12 protein-coding genes are annotated in these 18432 nt (G+C 50.0%); 10 read left to right on the top strand and 2 right to left on the bottom strand.

Features of this window, described 5'->3' with window-relative positions; translation table 11 throughout:
- Positions 1 to 6 precede the first annotated feature (6 nt).
- Positions 7 to 2079 (bottom strand): ATP-dependent DNA helicase DinG, encoded by a 2073-nt coding sequence (dinG, locus tag JYB84_RS06410; RefSeq protein WP_207323127.1) that lies wholly within the window; start codon positions 2077 to 2079, stop codon positions 7 to 9.
- Between the two features lie 112 nt (positions 2080 to 2191).
- Between dinG and JYB84_RS06415 the strand changes: the two genes are divergently transcribed.
- The 9 genes from JYB84_RS06415 to JYB84_RS06455 all read left to right on the top strand — a co-directional run bounded on the left by JYB84_RS06415 (position 2192) and on the right by JYB84_RS06455 (position 15876).
- On the top strand, positions 2192 to 4582 hold the full coding sequence (locus tag JYB84_RS06415) for a DNA polymerase II (RefSeq protein ID WP_207322592.1): 2391 nt from the start codon (positions 2192 to 2194) through the stop codon (positions 4580 to 4582).
- Positions 4583 to 4791: 209 nt separating this feature from the next.
- On the top strand, positions 4792 to 5997 hold the full coding sequence (locus tag JYB84_RS06420; protein ID WP_207322593.1) for a porin: 1206 nt from the start codon (positions 4792 to 4794) through the stop codon (positions 5995 to 5997).
- A gap of 305 nt (positions 5998 to 6302) precedes the next feature.
- A complete protein-coding gene (locus JYB84_RS06425) occupies positions 6303 to 9107 on the top strand; it encodes a TonB-dependent receptor (RefSeq protein WP_207322594.1) in 2805 nt (934 codons plus the stop codon).
- Positions 9108 to 10921: 1814 nt separating this feature from the next.
- Complete coding sequence (locus JYB84_RS06430; protein WP_207322595.1) at positions 10922 to 11704, top strand: DUF3450 domain-containing protein; 783 nt, start codon at positions 10922 to 10924, stop codon at positions 11702 to 11704.
- Positions 11704 to 13059, top strand: a complete 1356-nt coding sequence (locus JYB84_RS06435) for a MotA/TolQ/ExbB proton channel family protein (RefSeq protein ID WP_207322596.1) — start codon at positions 11704 to 11706, stop codon at positions 13057 to 13059. The genes JYB84_RS06430 and JYB84_RS06435 overlap by 1 nt, the downstream gene beginning before the upstream one ends.
- Positions 13059 to 13586, top strand: a complete 528-nt coding sequence (locus JYB84_RS06440) for a MotA/TolQ/ExbB proton channel family protein (RefSeq protein ID WP_207322597.1) — start codon at positions 13059 to 13061, stop codon at positions 13584 to 13586. The genes JYB84_RS06435 and JYB84_RS06440 overlap by 1 nt, the downstream gene beginning before the upstream one ends.
- Positions 13587 to 13599: 13 nt before the next feature.
- Entirely contained in the window at positions 13600 to 14004 is a 405-nt protein-coding gene (locus tag JYB84_RS06445) for an ExbD/TolR family protein (RefSeq protein WP_207322598.1), read from the top strand.
- A 1-nt stretch (position 14005) separates the two neighbouring features.
- Positions 14006 to 14626, top strand: coding sequence for an energy transducer TonB (locus JYB84_RS06450; protein ID WP_207322599.1), 621 nt, complete (start codon positions 14006 to 14008; stop codon positions 14624 to 14626).
- Positions 14626 to 15876: a tetratricopeptide repeat protein gene (locus tag JYB84_RS06455; RefSeq protein WP_207322600.1), complete on the top strand. Its 1251-nt coding sequence runs from the start codon at positions 14626 to 14628 to the stop codon at positions 15874 to 15876. The genes JYB84_RS06450 and JYB84_RS06455 overlap by 1 nt, the downstream gene beginning before the upstream one ends.
- A 54-nt stretch (positions 15877 to 15930) precedes the next feature.
- Here the strand turns inward: JYB84_RS06455 and JYB84_RS06460 are convergent, their stop codons facing one another.
- Entirely contained in the window at positions 15931 to 16440 is a 510-nt protein-coding gene (locus JYB84_RS06460; protein WP_207322601.1) for a diguanylate cyclase domain-containing protein, read from the bottom strand.
- 76 nt (positions 16441 to 16516) lie between these two features.
- Between JYB84_RS06460 and JYB84_RS06465 the strand changes: the two genes are divergently transcribed.
- Positions 16517 to 18331, top strand: a complete 1815-nt coding sequence (locus JYB84_RS06465; RefSeq protein ID WP_207322602.1) for a DUF885 domain-containing protein — start codon at positions 16517 to 16519, stop codon at positions 18329 to 18331.
- Positions 18332 to 18432: the final 101 nt, after the last annotated feature.

Below are 18432 nucleotides of genomic sequence, written 5' to 3' on the forward strand. Positions count from 1 at the left end.
ATGCCGTTATTCGATTACCCGTCGGTAGGGCGGAAGGGCATCAAGCAAGGACTTGCCATAGCGCTTACTGACCAGACGCCTGTCCAATATGGTGATCCTGCCATAGTCCTGCTCTTTACGCAGCAGGCGGCCACAACTTTGTACCAGTTTACGGGAGGCATCGGGTATGGTCAGTTGCAAAAAAGGATTGCCGCCTTTGGCCTTGACGTACTCGGCATGGGCCTGCTCCACCGGTGAGGTGGGGACGGCGAAGGGCAGCTTGGTGATGATAAGGTTGGTGAGGTAGTCACCGGGCAGGTCCAGACCTTCGGAAAAACTGCCGGTACCGAACAGCACACTGGGTAAGCCCTTATCGCAGCGTTCTTTATGGGTATCAAGTAATTGCTGCCGGGGGGCACTGCCCTGGAGCAGCAAGGGCACCTTGAGCTTACCTTCAATCAATTCAGCCACTTTTTCCATTTGCCAGTAGGAGGCAAACAGCACCAGGCTCGCCATCTCATCGGCTGTGTACTGATGAACCAATTCCGCCAATTCTGCCGTGTAGGCATCGTCCGTGGGCTCGGTGCGCATTTTGGGCAGGAATAAGGTGGCATTGTTTTCAAAATCAAAGGGCGATTGCAATGCCAGGAAGCGGCTGCCATCGTTAAGCGACAACCCCACCTGATGGGCAAAATAGTCGAATTGGTTTACCGCCCTCAAGGTCGCACTGCAAAGGACCACGCCGGCCGCTTTTTCCCACAGCATGGACTCCAGCATGAAACCCACCTCTATGGGGGAGGAGCAAAAAAGGAAGTCCTGCTGCTTACCCGGCATCAACTCAATCCAGCGTGCCGTGGGGGCGCCTTTCTTGCTGTCCTCTTTGGCCATCATCTTCCACAGCTTATGTAAGTTCTCCAGTCGTTGCAGCATAAAGCCGGTTTCGCTTTGCAGACTGTCGGCCTGATGTCTGGGAATGTCGCCGTCCTTGATGGCCTCGGCCAGCAGCAATTGCATTTTATTGAATTGTTTCAGTGCCGATGAAGAGGCCGTGGCCAGGTTTTCCGCATGGCGCTTGAGTACCTCGGGCAATTCACCATTGGTAAAGCGCAGGCGGTTTTCCGGATTGTCAAATTTTGCCAATTGGCCGTCGCAGAAATGGGCCACTTGATTGAGCTGGGCGCACAGATCCGTTACATGGTCCTGCATTGCCTGGGCCGGGGCGATAATGTTGTTGCTCTTTATCTGATGCTGCAATTTTGCTGCGGTTTTGCCAATTTTCTCCAGCCAGTCACAGGCACCCCGCAAGGTGGCCTGGGCGCTGGAAAAATCCCGCGCCACTATGGGCAGATGATGGGCTTCGTCTATGACGTAATAGACATCTTCCGGATCCGGCAGTATCACACCTCCGCCCAACTCCAGATCGGCAAACAGCAGGCTGTGGTTGGCGATCAGCACATCCCAGGTATCCACATCTTCACGGGCCTTGTGGAAGGGACACTGCCTGTGACTGGACTGCTGCCTGTGACAGCTGTGCTTGTCGCAAGCGATTTGCTGCCATAAATGGTCGGGCAGGGGCGCTTCAAGGGTATCCAGCTCACCATTCCAGCGGCCCTTATGGAAGTCCTGATGCAGTTTTTGCAGCAATTCCACCTGTGCAGTGTCGGGTTTGGTCTGCCACATGGCCATCTGGGTGCCATTGTTGTCGCCGATGAGCATTTCGAGCTTGGCCAGACAAACATAGCGCTGGCGCCCCTTGACCAAACCGAAACGGAAGTTGAGTCCAGACTGTTCTTTAAAAAAGGGCAGATCCTTATTCAGCAATTGCTCCTGCAGAGCCACGGTGGCGGTGGCTATGCAGACCTTTTTCTTGCTTTCCAGCGCCAGCGGGATAGTGCCGAGAATATAGGACAGGGATTTACCAATACCCGTGCCGGCCTCAACCACTATGATGCGCCTGTGTTTGTCGTAGTCACCTGCCAGGGTCTTGGAGATCTCTGCCACCATATAGTTTTGTTCGCGCCGGGAACGGAAATGGGGCAGCGATTGGGCTATGTCTTTATAGATGGCCCGAATTTGGGTTTTCACTTTTTCTGGCAGCATGTCAGGCTCTGTGCTCTCGATAATGCTGTACATAATAACAGTGATTGCTTAGGCTAAGAACCATTAATTCGTCACGCCTGTCACTTGCAAGCCTTTATCTGTGGTCGTGCCCATGTCTGTTCCCGACAATCATCATTTATCCAGCCCAGTCACCTCGGTGATTAGCGGGCGCATCCTGACCCGGGCAAACAGGCTTGAGCAGGGACAGTCTGTGCTGGAATATTATGTGGCCACAGCGCAGGGCCCGGTCCAGGTGATTGTCAGGGATCAGCCCTGGCTTGCCTTTTGCCATCAGCAGGACGCGCTGCAGTTAAAGCGAGCCGTGGCACAGGCTGGTGGCCAGATTAAGCCGCTGAGCCTTAAAAGTTTCCAGGGGCAGGCGGTCAGCGCGCTCTATTTACCTTCAGCCCGGGCCCACAGACAAGTGCGGCGGATGGCAACGGATATGGGTATTCGCCTGTTTGAGGATGATATCAGGCCGGAGCAACGATTTTTAATTGAGCGTTTCGTGGCCTTGGATGCCGAGTTTTCTGGCTATGAAGTGGAGTGCCTTGCCGGTGTGCGCCGGTTTGAGGCCCAAAGGGTCAGGTGCGCTTCGCAGGATCCGGGGATAAGCCTCAAGGCCGTATCTGTTGATCTCGAGTGCAGCATGCAGGGCGAGTTCTATTCCATAGGTTTCTTCGGCGATGTCGCGCCCTTGGTCATTATGGTCGGGCAGGCGGGGGAGGCCAAGGCGGCGCCAAGCGACTGTGATATCCAATGGGTCAGCGATGAAAAAGCGCTGCTGGAAGCCATCATAGCTTGGTTTGCAGCAGCCGATCCCGACATCATCATAGGGTGGTCAATAGTGGGATTTGATTTGTCCCTGCTAAGCCGCCGCGCACAACACCATGGACTTGCACTGGCCATTGGCCGGGGAGGCAGCGAGCTTGGCTGGAAAGTCGCCGATAAGCACAGACCGGAAACCCTGGATTTACCGGGCCGGGTGGTGCTGGATGGCATTGATTGGCTTAAGGCCGCCTTCTTTCAGTTCGACAGCTTTTCTCTGCAGTCGGTGGCTTCTGCCTTGCTTGGCAAGGGGAAGGCTATCGACAAGGTGGATGACAGGGGGGAGGAAATCACCCGCTTATTCCTGAAGGACAAACCGGCGCTGGCCCGTTATAACCTGATGGACTGCCAACTGGTATGGGAAATCTTCGCCCAGACTCACCTGTTTGAGTTTGCCCTGGAACGGGCCAGATTGACGGGTCTTGAGCTGGGGCGGGTCGGCGCATCGGTGGCGGCATTTACCCACCTCTATCTGCCTCATCTACACCGGCAAGGTTATGTGGCGCCGGCCATGGGAGCCGTTCCCGGTCAGGACAGCCCCGGGGGATATGTGATGGATTCGCTTCCCGGTCTGTATCGCAATATTTTGGTGCTGGACTTCAAGAGTTTGTATCCCTCAATTATCCGTAGTTTTTTAATCGATCCCAAGGGCTTGATAGAAGGACTTCAGGAAAGCGAGCAAGACTCGGTTCCCGGCTTCAGAGGCGCCAGGTTCAGCCGCAAGCAACCTATTTTGCCGGGCATTATCGCCACTCTGGCCGCTCGCAGGGAGGAGGCCAAACGGGACGGTAATGTGCCCTTGTCCCAGGCTATCAAGATCATCATGAATTCCCTCTACGGGGTGCTCGGCTCCAGTGGTTGCGTATTCCACGACACCAGGCTTGCCAGTTCCATTACCCTGCGGGGCCATGAAATCATGCGCCAGACCCGCGCCTGGATTGAAGAGCTGGGTTACCAGGTGATCTACGGTGACACGGACTCCACCTTTGTCTGGCTTGGGGACGAGGCGGCAGATGCCGATGCTACCGGTAAAATGCTGGTGAACCGGGTCAATGAACTTTGGCGTGACAGGTTGTGGCAGGAATGGCAGTTGGAAAGTTTTCTGGAACTGGAGTATGAGCGTCACTACCGGCATTTTTTTATGCCGACCTTGAGGCACTCTGCCGAGGGCAGCAAAAAGCGCTATGTGGGGGAATATGACGATCATGGTCAGTCCCGCATAGTGTTCAAGGGCATGGAGCAGGTTCGCAGTGACTGGAGTCCACTGGCTAAGCGATTACAGCATGAGCTTTATCGCAGACTCTTTGCCGGTGAAGATATGGTTGCTTACATCAAGGACAATATTGATGCCCTGTTTAAAGGTGACCTGGATGATGAGTTGGTGTTCCGCAAGCGTCTGAGGCGAAAGCTTGTGGATTACAGTGCTTCGGCACCCCATGTGAAGGCGGCCAGGGTGTTACTCGAGAGTACCGGCGATCAGGCTTGGGGCCAAAGAGGCGCCAGAATAGAGTATGTGATGACGACTCAGGGGGCTGAGCCGCTGCAGCTTAGCCGCCAACCAATAGATTATGAGTATTATCTTGAGAAACAGATCCGGCCGATTGTCGATCCCGTATTTTCTGTTTTGAATATTAATTACAGCGAAATCCTGGGTAAACAATTATTGTTAATTTGATGTGTAAATTGGTTGTTTAAGGTGCAATGTCGTTACTTGGCTGTTTTAATTGCTGGCTAATTAAGTTCCTATTAATAAAAATCGTGATTGAACCGCGGTTTGGACCGGCTTTTCCTTTGTGCAGCTTGACCTACTTTGTTAATCTCGGCCTTAACGGATTGTAATTTAATTACGGAATTAGTGATTCAGTCATTCCAAAGGTAAGCATTATGAAAAAGACTCTCATCGCAGCCGCCATCACGGCAATCGCCATTGCACCGGGAGCCAGCGCAATCGAAGTGTATAAGGACAGCAAGAACGCAGTCGCTATCGGTGGTTTTGTGGATGCCAGGGTGATCCATACCCAGGATACAACCGAAGTGGTCAATGGCGCTTCCCGGATCAATTTCGATTTCAGCCGGCAACTCAAGGATGGCTGGCGTGCTTTTGCCATGCTGGAGTGGGGGGTGAATCCCTTTGGCAGCTCGGAAATTGTTTATAACAACAAGTTCGAGTCGGTGCAGGAAGAGTTTTTTTATAACCGTTTGGGATATGCAGGTATTGCCCACGACCAATATGGTTCGCTGACCATAGGTAAGCAATGGGGCGCCTGGTATGACGTGGTTTACAGCACCAACCTGGGTTTTGTATGGGATGGGAACGCGGCCGGTGTCTACACCTTTAACAAGGACGATGGCGCAATTAACGGCACAGGTCGTGGCGACAAAGTCGTACAGTATCGCAATGCCTTTGGTGATATCAGTTTTGCCGTGCAGGTACAGCTGAAGAACAGTAGCTTTTATACCTGTGATGCCGAGAATATCAGCCAGCAGGATTGTGAGTTGCTTTGGCAGGGCGGCGCGGCCGATGCCCAGCAGGTCGATTTCAACTATACCTATGGTGGTTCTGTTAGCTACCAGTTGGCAGAGCAGCTGACCCTGTCAGCCGGTATCAATCGGGGTGAATTCGATGTGTTGTACGGCACAGGCGAGCAAATCACCGCCGTAGATCTTATTTATGGTGTGGGCCTGACCTATGGCAACTTTGATGCCGAAGGGCTGTATGTTGCGGTTAACGCAAACAAAAATGAAAACCATGACACCGATAATATAGGACGTCTTATCCGGGATGCCTATGGCCTTGAATCCCTCATGTCTTATCGATTTGATAATGATTTCAGAGTGTTGTTGTCATATAACCTGTTGAATGCCGGCGATGACTACGTCATTCAGCCAAATAACACGGACCCTGACGATGTATTCAAGCGTCAATTTGTTGTAATGGGGCTACATTATATCTGGGACAAAGACACAGTGCTCTATATAGAGGGGCGCAAGGATTTCAGCGACTTCAGCAGCGCCGATGCGGCTCAGGAAGCGAGAATGTCCGTCTCTGAAGACGACGGTATTGCGATAGGCATTCGGTATACTCTTTGAGCAGAATTCATTTCAGAAAACTGTGTAATAAAAAAGGCGCCATATGGCGCCTTTTTTATTTTTTAAAAGCTTACCCTGCGAATGGACATGTTTGGTAGAGCGGTGGGTGAAAATTGTACTGGCAAGAGCGTGAATGCTGAGTTTTGCAAGCATTTTGCTGTTGAATAGTTGTGTTTGATGTGTTTACATACTCGGGCGAATGTTTCGTTGATGTATAACGTTGGTTGGTTTTGGTGGTGTTTAATTAACGCTGGAAACCGGCCGACAACATAAAAAAGAAAAATGTAAACCCAGGGAGATTGACAATGCTTAAGAACAGCATGCTGGCAAAATCTGTACGTTTTGCCTTGGTCGCTGGTGCGGCCACTTCTGCTTTAGCAATCCCAGCAGTATTTGCTGCTGACGATGGCGAAAAAGTTGAGCGTATCGAAGTAACCGGTTCGCGCATCAAACGCGCAGATATGGAAACTGCAAGCCCTGTTAGCGTCATTGATGCTTCTACCATTGCAGCCACTGGTGCTACTTCAATCGACGGTATCCTGCAAAGCATGGCAGTTGCCGGTGGTGCCATGACCAACCCAGGCATAAACAACGGTTCAGGCGGTAACGCCCGTGTTAACCTGCGTGGTTTGGGTACTGAACGTACTCTGGTGTTGGTTAACGGACGTCGTATGATCGCATCAGGTACTGGTGCAGCTTCTTCTGTGGATTTGAACACCATCCCAGTATCAATGATTCAGCGCATCGAAGTTCTGAAAGATGGCGCTTCAGCAATCTATGGTACTGACGCCATTTCCGGTGTGGTTAACATTATTCTGAAGCGCGACTTCGAAGGTTTCGAAGTGAATGCTCAGACTGGCATGTCTCAGCACGGTGACGGCGAAGAGTCAAGCATTGACCTGACTCTGGGGACTAACTTTGATAAGGGCAACGTTGTCCTGAACATGGCATATACCCATCGTGGTGATGCCAGCCAGGCTGACCGTGATTTTTCTGACTGCCCAATTTCTGAAACTGGCCCTAACGGTGCCAAGACCCTGTACTGTGGCGGTAGCTCTTTCTCCGAGGGTGGCCACGTTTGGGGCAACATGAACCACGGTATCACCGCAACCGGTCCTGATGGCGCATACGCTATCGGCGACTCAGGCCATTACGGTCATTACGTTGATAGCGGTAAAGTTGATAAAGATGGCAATGCAATTCCTGAATTCGAGTACTTCGACGGCATGAGTGAGGCCGACGTGAGTGGTCGTGGCGGTTCTTATCATGACTTTGTAAGTGCTGGTGACAACAACGACAAGTACAACTATGCCAAGGACAGCTACCTGTCTACGCCAATGGAGCGCTTGAGCCTGTCTTTTGCCGGTACCTATGAACTGTCAGACAGCATTCGTTTCTTCTCTGAAGCGACCTACACCAAGCGTTGGTCAAACCAGCAAATGGCTCCACAGCCAATTTGGAACAACGATTCCTGGGTGTATAACCCCATCAGTGGTGGCGGTGTAGACGGTGTCGCCGGTTGGATGACAGACGATCTGCTGCCATGGGCTCAAGTAGGTGAAAAACTGGACTATGGCCGTCGTATGGTTGAATCCGGTACCCGTGATTTCAACCAATCAGTTGATACTGTGCGTGCTGTGGTTGGCCTGGAAGGCGAGTTCGAAAACGGTTGGACTTGGGATGCTTCTTACAACAAAGGTAAGAACGACTCTGTAGATACCCTGGCTAACCTGCACAACATTGGTTCTATCAACGCGGCAGTATTGGCTGGTGAATTCGATCCATTCCTGCAGTCTTCTTGGATGGGCGAAAGCATTGCTCCGTTTATCTACACCGAAGTGAACAGCGGTGGTAGCGAACTGGATATCTTTGCTGCTTCTCTCTCTGGTGAACTGTTCGAAATGCCTGCGGGCTTCCTGGGCTTTGCTGCTGGTGTTGAGCACCGTGAAGAAGCGGCACATTACACTCCAGATTCTCTGACAGCTCAAGGTTTGGCTAACGATCCTCGCGTTGAACCCACTTCTGGTTCGTTCAACGTAAACGAAGCTTACCTGGAACTGGCAGTGCCACTGCTGAATGATTTGCCTTTTGCTGAGCAGGTCGATTTGAGTGCCGCAATGCGCTATTTCGATTACAGCACATTTGGTGATGATACCACTTGGAAACTGGGTTTGACCTGGAGACTGAACGACCAGATCATGGTTCGTGGTGGTCGCTCTACCGCGTTCCGCGCACCAACTGTGTATGAACTGTTTGGTGGTAAATCACCATCGTTCGAACAAGTTCAGCATCCAGCTTCTCAGCAAGATCAGGCTGAAGTTACCACCGGTGGTAACCCACTGTTGACTCCTGAAGAAGCAGATATCACCACTGTTGGTCTGGTAATTGAACCCAGCTTCGTTGAAGGCTTGTCTCTGACCGTTGACTACTACAACATTGACATCAGCAACGCTATCAACACCGTTGATGACTCCTATGTTGCGGCCCAGTGTTTGGGTTCCAATGGTCAGCTCATCAACACTGAAACTGCGTTGTGTCAGGCGTCCCATATTGCCATCGATGGCACAGGTCGTATCAGTTTTGATAACGGTCTGCAAAACCTGGGTGGTCAGAAGACTGCTGGTTATGACATCAACGTTGCTTACGCGTTTGATGCTGCTGGACTGAGCTGGCGTGCATCTTTGGACACTTCAATCCTTGATACCTTTGAAGAGTCTGACCAAGACGGCGCTGTCACAGACTTTAAAGGCTACATCACTGCTGGTGATGGTGCATATGCCAAGTGGAAATCTAACCTGAACATCACTGCTCGTGGCGATGATTGGGGTCTGACCTATGAAATGCGTTATATCGATGATATGACATCATTCTTGGGTAAGTGTACCGCTAATCCAGATGCATGCTATGCACCGACCGTCGACAGCATCATGTACCATGATCTGTCAGGTTACTATGATGTGACTAACAACATCACGCTGACTGCAGGTGTGAATAACCTGCTCGATGAAGAGCCTCCATATTTCACAGGTAACAACGATTCCAACACGGATCCTTACACCTATGACGTTATGGGACGTTACTTCTTCGTGCGTGCCAACATGAAGTTCTAAAAAGTTTAGAAACTAAAAAAGACCGCCTAATGGCGGTCTTTTTATATTTGTAGCGAATAGCGGGTTAAGCATATTTCTTGTGGCAAATTGTTTCTTGGTTGGCTTCAGAGCAAGCTTTGGTTTACAGATTTGTAAAGAGTTGGGCCAACAGAGCATAAGCCCAATAGATACAGTTCACTCTAGACCCTTGTAAGCGAATGTACGTGCGCTCTACTTGTTGAGCGGTACTTTATATTGGGTGTTGAACGTTTTCACCTAAAGGTACGGTAAAGCTGGCATGGTTCATTTCGTGTGATTATGGGTAAACTGATACCCTCAAAGGTCATTGAGGGCCTTCATGCAGCAGTTCGAAGTTTGGTCGTTTCTTTTTTAGCAAGTGTACGGCGCTGCATGATTCAAATAGCGACAACTTGGACAGTCATAGGCGCCTCATGCGCGTATAGCAAGACAAAGTCAGCCTATTGTGATGCGCTCGGATAACCAAGTTGACATTCATGTCGACGGTGATGTTGGCAAGTTAAAGTCCGACACCATACTTCACCCGTAGGGGGGGGGGATTTTCCAATCAGCAATGATGAAGTTTAGATTGATTGATCAAGTTGCTGACGTCTCGGAATGTCTATCGTATTGTTGCCGACGCCACTGGCCGTTATGAACACGTTTTTCGTGTTTGTTTATTGCAGCGCCGGATTGTCGGTTGTCGTGGTCAACGCTATCCAAGTGCGATGTTTGCACAGGCCATTGGGCGAAACCGATAGAGCCCGGACCGGCGTATTGGAGTGTTTTGGAGCCTCGCTAAAAGCGGAAATCAAACCGCTATCAGATCAACAATCCAGATTGGTTAAAGACTGGCTGGTAAGGCACATTCAGTTGCTTGATATGTTCACAATGGATAAAAGTCGCTTGAAACTAGAGCCGAATCTGCCATATACATCCATCGAATTCCCGCTCAAAAAACCTTGCAAAATAATTCGAAACACTGAGCAAGCGTGGTAACACAACATAATAAGCGGTCACCCTGACAAGCGATTCAGGCTTGGGAATGGTTTTTGCCTAGACCTAAACCCTGCCCAGTGACCTACCAGAATTAGGCAAACTCAATCGTAAGGATATTGCCACTTTAACAGCCACAGGCCCATGAGCCGGGAAAGCGTTGCTACCGGGGCAAGCGTCGTATCTAAAGTGGTTGACACAAAGTGCTAACCGCGATGTTCGTCGCCATGATGTCCGCAATCCAACTCCACCCGTTTTTCAAGCGTCACTATGAGCATTTGATAACTCAATGAAAGCAACCCAAAGTGCGCTTATCACTTGCAAGCGCAAGCTGCTAGTCACCCTGAATACCTTGGTGAAAAACGGGACTCGGTGGGGTGAGAAATTTGACGTTGAAGCTTAACAGCTATTGACGGAAAATCTCAGTCACTTGCTGGAATTTGGGGGGAGAGGCCGCTTTTGCTTGGAGGCTAAAACGTATGATGCTCTCATTGGGCATTAGCCAATGGATCTGATGCTCCTCACCGTGCACCGCAGGCTTCTGAATCGTTTGATCGAAAATAAGACGACCAAAAAATCCATAATGTCATTACCATTCAAGCAGGCTGCTTTTCCCCTGTGAATTGTTGACACTGGTCAACATTTTGTGGAATGATGCGAGCGGGTCTATGTCCTGCGGGGCATAGGAAAGGGAAAGAAAAAACTAACAATCACAAGAGAAAGACATACTTATGTGTGGCAAAGATGAGATTGGTAAAACAATCTGTCGATGTTACCCCTAAGTTAAACCTTTTTAATTCACTTCAAATTGGTTGGGAACTATGTCCAAGGTAAGCAATAGAACAAAAATCGCTGCTGCACTGGTTGGCGTGTTGGCTCTGGCCGGCAGCAACTTGGTGGCGGCAGATCCTCTTGCTGACGTGCAAAAGGCTGACGGTCAGATCCACGCTGATGCAGCTGCGTCTCAGAAGAAAGTTGACAAGTTTTTTGATCAGGCACAGGACATGCTGTTTGAATATGGCACTGTGGCTGATGAGCGCGAGTCGCTGAAAGCCTATAACGACTACGTTGCAACTCTGGTTGCCGATCAGGAAGCCTCTATGAAGGCTATCCAGGACGACATCAACGGTGTTGATAAGCTGCGTCAGGGCGTAGTGCCTTTGATGTTCAAAATGGTTGAAGCCCTGGAGCAGTTCGTTGCCTTGGATCTGCCATTCAACACTCAAGTGCGTAAAGAGCGCGTTGAAAACCTGAAAAATCTGCTAAGTACTGCTGAAGTTACCTTGGCAGAAAAATACCGTCTGATCCTGGATGCCTACAGCATCGAGCGTGAATACGGTAACTTCGTTGCTGTGACTACCGGTCAGTTGAATCTGGACGGTAAAGATGTATTGGTTGATTTCTTCAACCTGGGTCGTGTAGCCCTGTATGCCCAAAGCTTGGATCAAAAGACCGGCTGGATGTACAACCCTGAAACCAAAGGCTGGGACACCATGGATGAATCTCATCTGCGTGAACTGACCAAAGGTATTCGTATTGCCCGTAAACAGGGTGCTCTTGACCTCTTTGCATTACCAATTCCAGCTGCGGAGACTGCAAAATAATGAAGAAGTTAATTACTACTGCCGTGGTTGCAGCCAGCCTGTCGCTGACTGCCGGTATGGTGAACGCGGCCGATGCGCCTAAAACAATCGAACAACTGCTGCAACAGGTCAAAACTGACCGTGCCGCAGATGGCAAGGTTAATGCCAAGCGTGAGGCTGAATTCCAAGCCGAGCGTGGTGATAAAGCGGCACTGTTGCAACGTGAAAAGAATGCTCTGGCTACCGAAAAGCAGCGTGGCAAGGATCTGAACCAGGCTTTCCTGGACAACGAGCGTAAAATTGCGCAGTTGGAAGAAGATCTGAAAACCGCTCAGGGTGACCTCGGTGAAATGTTTGGTGTGGTTAAAGGTGAAGCCGGTGATTTCGCTGGTAAGCTGGTCGGCTCAAACATCAGTGCTCAATACCCGAAGCGTGACGCTTTCATCGCTGATCTGGGTGCTCGTAAGCAGTTGCCAAAAATTGAAGAACTGGAAAAGTTCTGGCAAGAGCAACTGTTTGAAATGGTTGAATCCGGTAAGGTTGTTAAGTTTGAAGGCGCTGTAACTGACATCGACGGTAACGTGCGTAACACCACTATTCACCGTGTTGGTAACTTTAACCTGACTGCCGATGGTAAGTATGTGGTTTACAACCCAGAACTGGGCCTGATCCAGGAGTTGTCACAGCAGCCTGAAGGTTACCAGGTAGCGCCTATCGCCAAGTGGGAAGGTGCTTCAAGCGGTGCTGAGAAATTGTACATCGATCCAGCCCGTGGCACTCTGCTGAACATCTTCACTCAGAAAGCAAGCTTTGAAGATCGTTTGGAAGCCGGTGGCCCAATTGGTTACATCATTATCGGCCTGCTGGCTCTGGGTATCCTGATTGGTCTTGAGCGTCTGCTGACTCTGACTCTGGTTGGCACCAAAGTTAATGCTCAGCGTAAGAACATCGCCAATCCAGGTAACAACGCTCTGGGTCGTATCCTGAAAGTTTATCAGGATAACAAAGATGTTGACGTTGAAACCCTGGAACTCAAACTGGACGAAGCGATTCTGAAGGAAACTCCAGCTCTGGAAGCCCGCATTTCCATCATTAAGGTTCTGGCGGCTATCGCACCTATGATGGGTCTGCTCGGTACAGTAACCGGTATGATTGCTACCTTCCAAAGCATCCAGCTGTTCGGTACTGGCGATCCAAAACTGATGGCTGGTGGTATCTCCATGGCTCTGGTAACCACTGTACAAGGTCTGATTGCGGCTCTGCCTCTGATGCTGGTTCACGCTATTGTTGTGGCTCGCAGCAAGTCAATTGTACAAACTCTGGAAGAACAAAGCGCTGGTATCATTGCTGAACACGCAGAGAAGAGGGCTGACTAATGATGCTATTCCTGATGGATGTCTGGGATTCCGTCAGGGGCTTCATGGCCACCGGGGGCGACGTCCTCTGGCTTGTTGCGGGTGTACTTTTCCTGATGTGGGTTTTGATGTTGGAGCGTTACTGGTATCTGAATTGGATATCACCTAAACAGCACCTCGACATCATTGCCGCATGGGATGCCAGAGAGGAAACTACCTCTTGGTATGCACACCGCATCCGTGAAGCTTGGGTATCCCAAGCGAAGCAAGATATGAATGCACGTATGCTGATCATTAAGACCCTGGTGGCAATTTGCCCCATGATAGGTCTGCTCGGTACTGTGACCGGTATGATTTCAGTGTTCGATGTGATGGCAGTTCAGGGGACGAGTAATGCTCGTTTGATGGCGGCTGGTATCTCAATGGCAACCATGCCTACCATGGCAGGTATGGTTGCGGCACTCTCAGGGGTATTTTTCAGTACCCGTTTGGATGCCAAAATGAGGATCAGCTTAGAAAAGCTAAAAGACAGCATGCCGCACCACTAGAGAGAGATTGAACATGGCTCGTAAAAAGCATTCCAATGTAGATGAGGAAGCACAGATCGATATGACCCCGATGCTGGACATCGTGTTCATCATGCTGATCTTCTTCATCGTGACTACATCATTCGTGAAGCCATCTGGTCTGGATTACAACAAACCACCAGCGGCCCAAGCGACCAAGAAGCCTTCGGCAAACATCTTTATTGGCGTCAGCAAGACCGGCGTCATCATGATGGAAAACCGTCAGGTGGATATTGAGCGCGTGACAGCAAACGTAGAACGTATGTTGGCCGAAGCTCCAGAAGCATCAGTGCTTATTCAGGCGGATAAAGAGGCCCAACATGGTCTGGTTGTCAAAGTGCTGGATCAAGTCAAGGCTGCTGGTATCGACAAGATAGCTGTATCTGCGGGGAACGACTGATATGTTGAGAGCACTAGTATCTATCATTATTGGTGCTACTGTAACTTTCGGCTTGTTTTGGTTTATGGCATTCCTGGTAGGTGGCGGCGCACAGCGCGCCGACACCACAGCTGAGACTCCGGTGATTGAAATCACCATGGACAGACAGGATTCCAAGGCACAGAACAAACCGAGGGTAGTACCTAAGCCACCACCACCACCGGAGCAGCCACCAAAGCCTGACACAACACCACCGGACACGTCGTCTAACATCGACACCTCTATGTCCTTTAACATGGGTGGTGTGGCAGCAGGTGGTCCAAGCACAGGTTTTAAGCTGGGCAATATGATGACCCGTGATGGTGATGCAACTCCTATCGTGCGTATCGAACCACAGTATCCTATTGCTGCGGCTCGCGACGGTAAGGAAGGTTGGGTGCAGTTGCGCTTTACTATCAACGAACTTGGCGGTGTAGACGATGTCGAGGTTATCGAGGCAGAGCCTAAGCGCCTGTTCGATAAAGAGGCAATTCGTGCGCTTAAGAAGTGGAAATATAAGCCTAAAATTGTTGATGGTAAGCCCATGAAACAACCAGGCATGACGGTTCAATTGGACTTTAAACTGGATAAAGGAGGTAAGTGATGCGTCAAGTGAATAAGCTTGCCAGCGCTTTATTGCTGTCCTTGTCTGCCGGCTTGGTATTGGCACCAGTAGCCAATGCCGCCGAAAAATGTCCAATGGAACTGCGCCAGTCAAAAGCTGTGGGCGAAAGCGCTGCCAAGAAAGTACAGAAGTCCTTTCAGTCCTATACCGACGGTAAGTTGGATGAAGCGATAGCCATTTTGCTGGAAGCCAACCCCAAGGGTGAGTTCGATAAAGCTTATGTCGATCGTATGCTGGGTAACTTCTATGCCGAAAAAGGCCAGATGGGAACCGCGATCAAATACCTCAAGAGTGCCGTAGACGCGGATATTCTCGGTGGCACTGATCATGCCGGTACCATGAAGCTTTATGCGGACTTGCTGTTGCAGGAAAAGAAATTCAAGGAAGCCATTAGTTATTATTACAAGTGGATGGATTTCTCCTGTAAGAAGGATGACTCTTCGGTCTATCGTCGCATAGGCGTAGCCTATACCGAGCTGAAAGAGTGGGATAAGGTTCTGTCAGTCGCTGACCAGGGACTATCTCATGCCACTTCGCCTGATAAAGGTCTTTATCAGATGAAGCTGACTGCTTACTTCAATAAGAAGCAGTACAAGGATGCGGTTAAGGTATTGGAAATCATGGTGCCTTTGTTCCAGGAGGACAAAACGCTGTGGGTCCAGTTGGCACAGTTTTATCTGCTGACTGAGGACTATACCAAGTCGCTTGCGACTTACGATTTGTCCTACCGCAATGGTTACCTCGATACCGCTGGCAACGTAACGCGCTATACCCAGTTATTGGCTCAGAACGGTTCTCCTTACCGCGCAGCTAAGGTGTTTGAAAAGCACCTCAAAGAAGGGCTCATTGAGACCAACGAGAAAAACTTGAGTATCCTGGCGGGTTTCTACCATAACGCCAAGGAACTGAAGGAAGCTGCCGAGTACTATGGTAAAGCAGCCGCGGTCAGTAATGATGGTAAGCTGTACCTGAAACAGGGGCGTTTGTTGGCTCTGGATCAGAAATACAGCGAAGCTATTCCTGTGCTGCAGAAGTCTGTCGAAGCCGGTTTGGATAATCCCGGTGAGGCGCACTTTGAACTGGCTCTGGCTCATCTGAGTCTGAAACAGTACAAGTCAGCCTACAAGGAAGCCAAGTTGGCTGCCAATGACAAGAAGACCGAGCGCAGTGCCAAGAGCTACATTGCTTATATTGAAGAAAAGGCACGGATCCACAAGATCACGCTGTAATTCATCAGATAAGCGAAGCTAATAAAAAGAAGCCACCCCCGGGTGGCTTCTTTTTTACTGTAGTCTTTCCAATACGATATGTTGATGAGGGTCAGACTCGATTTTTTTGCACAGTGCTTCGGTGCTGTTGAATAAGGTTTCAATTTTGTGCTCTTTGCTCGGGTGGCAAATACAAGCAATCAGTTTGTAGTTGTGCATCAAGCTTTTATCTTTGCCATATTTGGACTTGAACTCAGAAATTTGTTCTTCTATGCGCTTGGCTACTATGGCAGTGCCCTCAGCATCTATATTGAACAGCCCCAAGGCAAAGTGTTCCTTATCCAATCTGGCGATTAAATCTGTTGCCCGTTTCAGAGTATTTTGAATTTCATTGGTAAAGAGTTCCAACAGATGGGGTTGGTCGCTGCTTTCATGTATATTGGGGCACAGATAGAGCAGGGCTAAACTCTGGTTTTCCCTTAAGTGTCTGTGCCATTCCCTGTGAAAGACTTCCATGAAATAGGTTTGGTTATAGACGCCGGTTTCTGGATCCCTGAATCCGGAGTTGCGAAATGAGTAGATCATGGTGCGACTCCAAAAACGTATCTAATTCCAGTATAGAAAACTCCAGCGACAGCAGAGATAAACGGAGACATATAATATGAAAAAGGCAGTGCTGGCTTTCAGCATAGGTATCGCGCTTGCAGGATGCGATGACAATTCAGTCACCTCCAAGGCTAACTCTGATAGCACACAGACACAGGTTCAGGCGGAAGTCTCTGCGGCTTCCCAGTATCAGGCTTTGGTTGAGAGTTTCTTTAAAGAATATCTAAAACTTGAGCCACTGGATGCCACTTTCATCGGGGTTAACGATTACAACGGGGTTTTTGGCAATAATCTGACCGAAGAATACTTGAAAGCCCGCCACGACTTTAACAGTGGCTATTTGCAGCAGGCCAGGAAGATAGACAGAAGCCAACTACCTGCTGATTTGCAACTCAGCTACGATCTCTTTGTCTATGACCGTAACATGGCCCTGACCGCAGAAACCTTCCCAAGCCGCTTCCTGCCGATGAATCAGTTTTACAGTACCATGATCACCATGGTGCAATTGGGCAGCGGTGAAAGTGCGCAGCCGTTTGCCACGGTTCAGGACTATCTCAACTGGGAATCAAGGGTTGATGGCTTTATCGAATGGTTGGCATTAGCCGAGCAGAGAATGCAGGAAGGCATGGCCAGCACGGTCGTGTTGCCAAGAGTGTTGGTGGAGCGAATGATCCCCCAATTCAAGGCACAACAGGTGGAAAAGGTCGAAGACAGTGTCTTCTACGCTCCCATAGCTAAGCTTCCCGAAGACTTCAGTGAAGAAGATAAGGCGAAGCTGACCGCGCAATACCAAAGCATGATTAAGGATAAGCTGCTGCCGGCGATGGCGAAAATCGAGCAGTTCCTAAGCCAGACCTACCTGCCAGCGGCCCGTGCAACGGACGGTTGGTGGGGATTACCCAATGGCAAGCAGTGGTATCAGCATCTTGCCAATATGCATACCACAACCGACAAGTCGGTTGATGAAATACATCAAACCGGTCTCAACGAAGTGGCTCGTATTCTGTCGGAGATGGACAAGGTTCGCCAGCAAGTCGGATTTGACGGTGACCTCAAGGCTTTTTTCGCCAGTCTTTCCTCTGAATCGCAATACTTTTTCGATGAACGTCAGGGGCTTATCGATGGCTATATGCAGCTTAAAGACAAGATTAATGCTGTGTTGCCCAGTTATTTTAATGTCAAACCCAAGGCCGATTATGTCGTCAAGCCGGTGGAAGGTTTCCGCGAACAATCCGCCGCGGGCGCTTCCTATGAAGCTCCTGCCGTCGACGGCAGTCGTCCCGGAGTGTTTTATATCAATACCTTTAATCTCAAGGCTCAGCCAAAGTGGGGCATGACCACTCTGTCGTTGCATGAGGCGGCTCCCGGACATCATTTCCAGATTGCCATCAAACAGGAACTGACCGGTGTGCCTGAGTTCCAGCGTTTCAGTGGTTATACCGCTTTCGAAGAAGGTTGGGCATTGTACGCCGAGTATCTGGGGATTGAGATGGGGCTGTTTACCGACCCTTACCAGTACTTTGGCAAACTGTCAGACGAAATGCTCAGGGCCATGCGCCTGGTGGTGGATACGGGCTTGCACGCCAAAGGCTGGAGCCGCGAACAGGCCATCCAGTACATGAAGGATAATTCGCCTATGGCCGAGTCTGATATTGTGGCCGAAGTGGAGCGTTATATGGCCATTCCCGGCCAGGCTCTGTCCTACAAGGTGGGGCAATTGAAGATATTGGAACTCAGGGCCCATGCAGAAAAGGAATTGGGCGAGAAGTTTGATCTCAAGGCGTTCCACGATCAAATCCTGACCTCGGGCTCCTTGCCTATGGCGGTCATGGAACAAAAGATAGAACGTTGGATTGCTTCTCTGCGTTGATTGCCCCTGAAGCTTGTTCACGGGCCATCACTGTCCCTATACTGGCTTGGTGCAGTTTAGGGACGGTCGTTGGGCGCCCACAGATATCCAATAACTTTAAG

It is taken from the genome of Shewanella cyperi, from assembly GCF_017354985.1.
GTDB classification, from domain to species: Bacteria; Pseudomonadota; Gammaproteobacteria; order Enterobacterales; family Shewanellaceae; genus Shewanella; species Shewanella cyperi.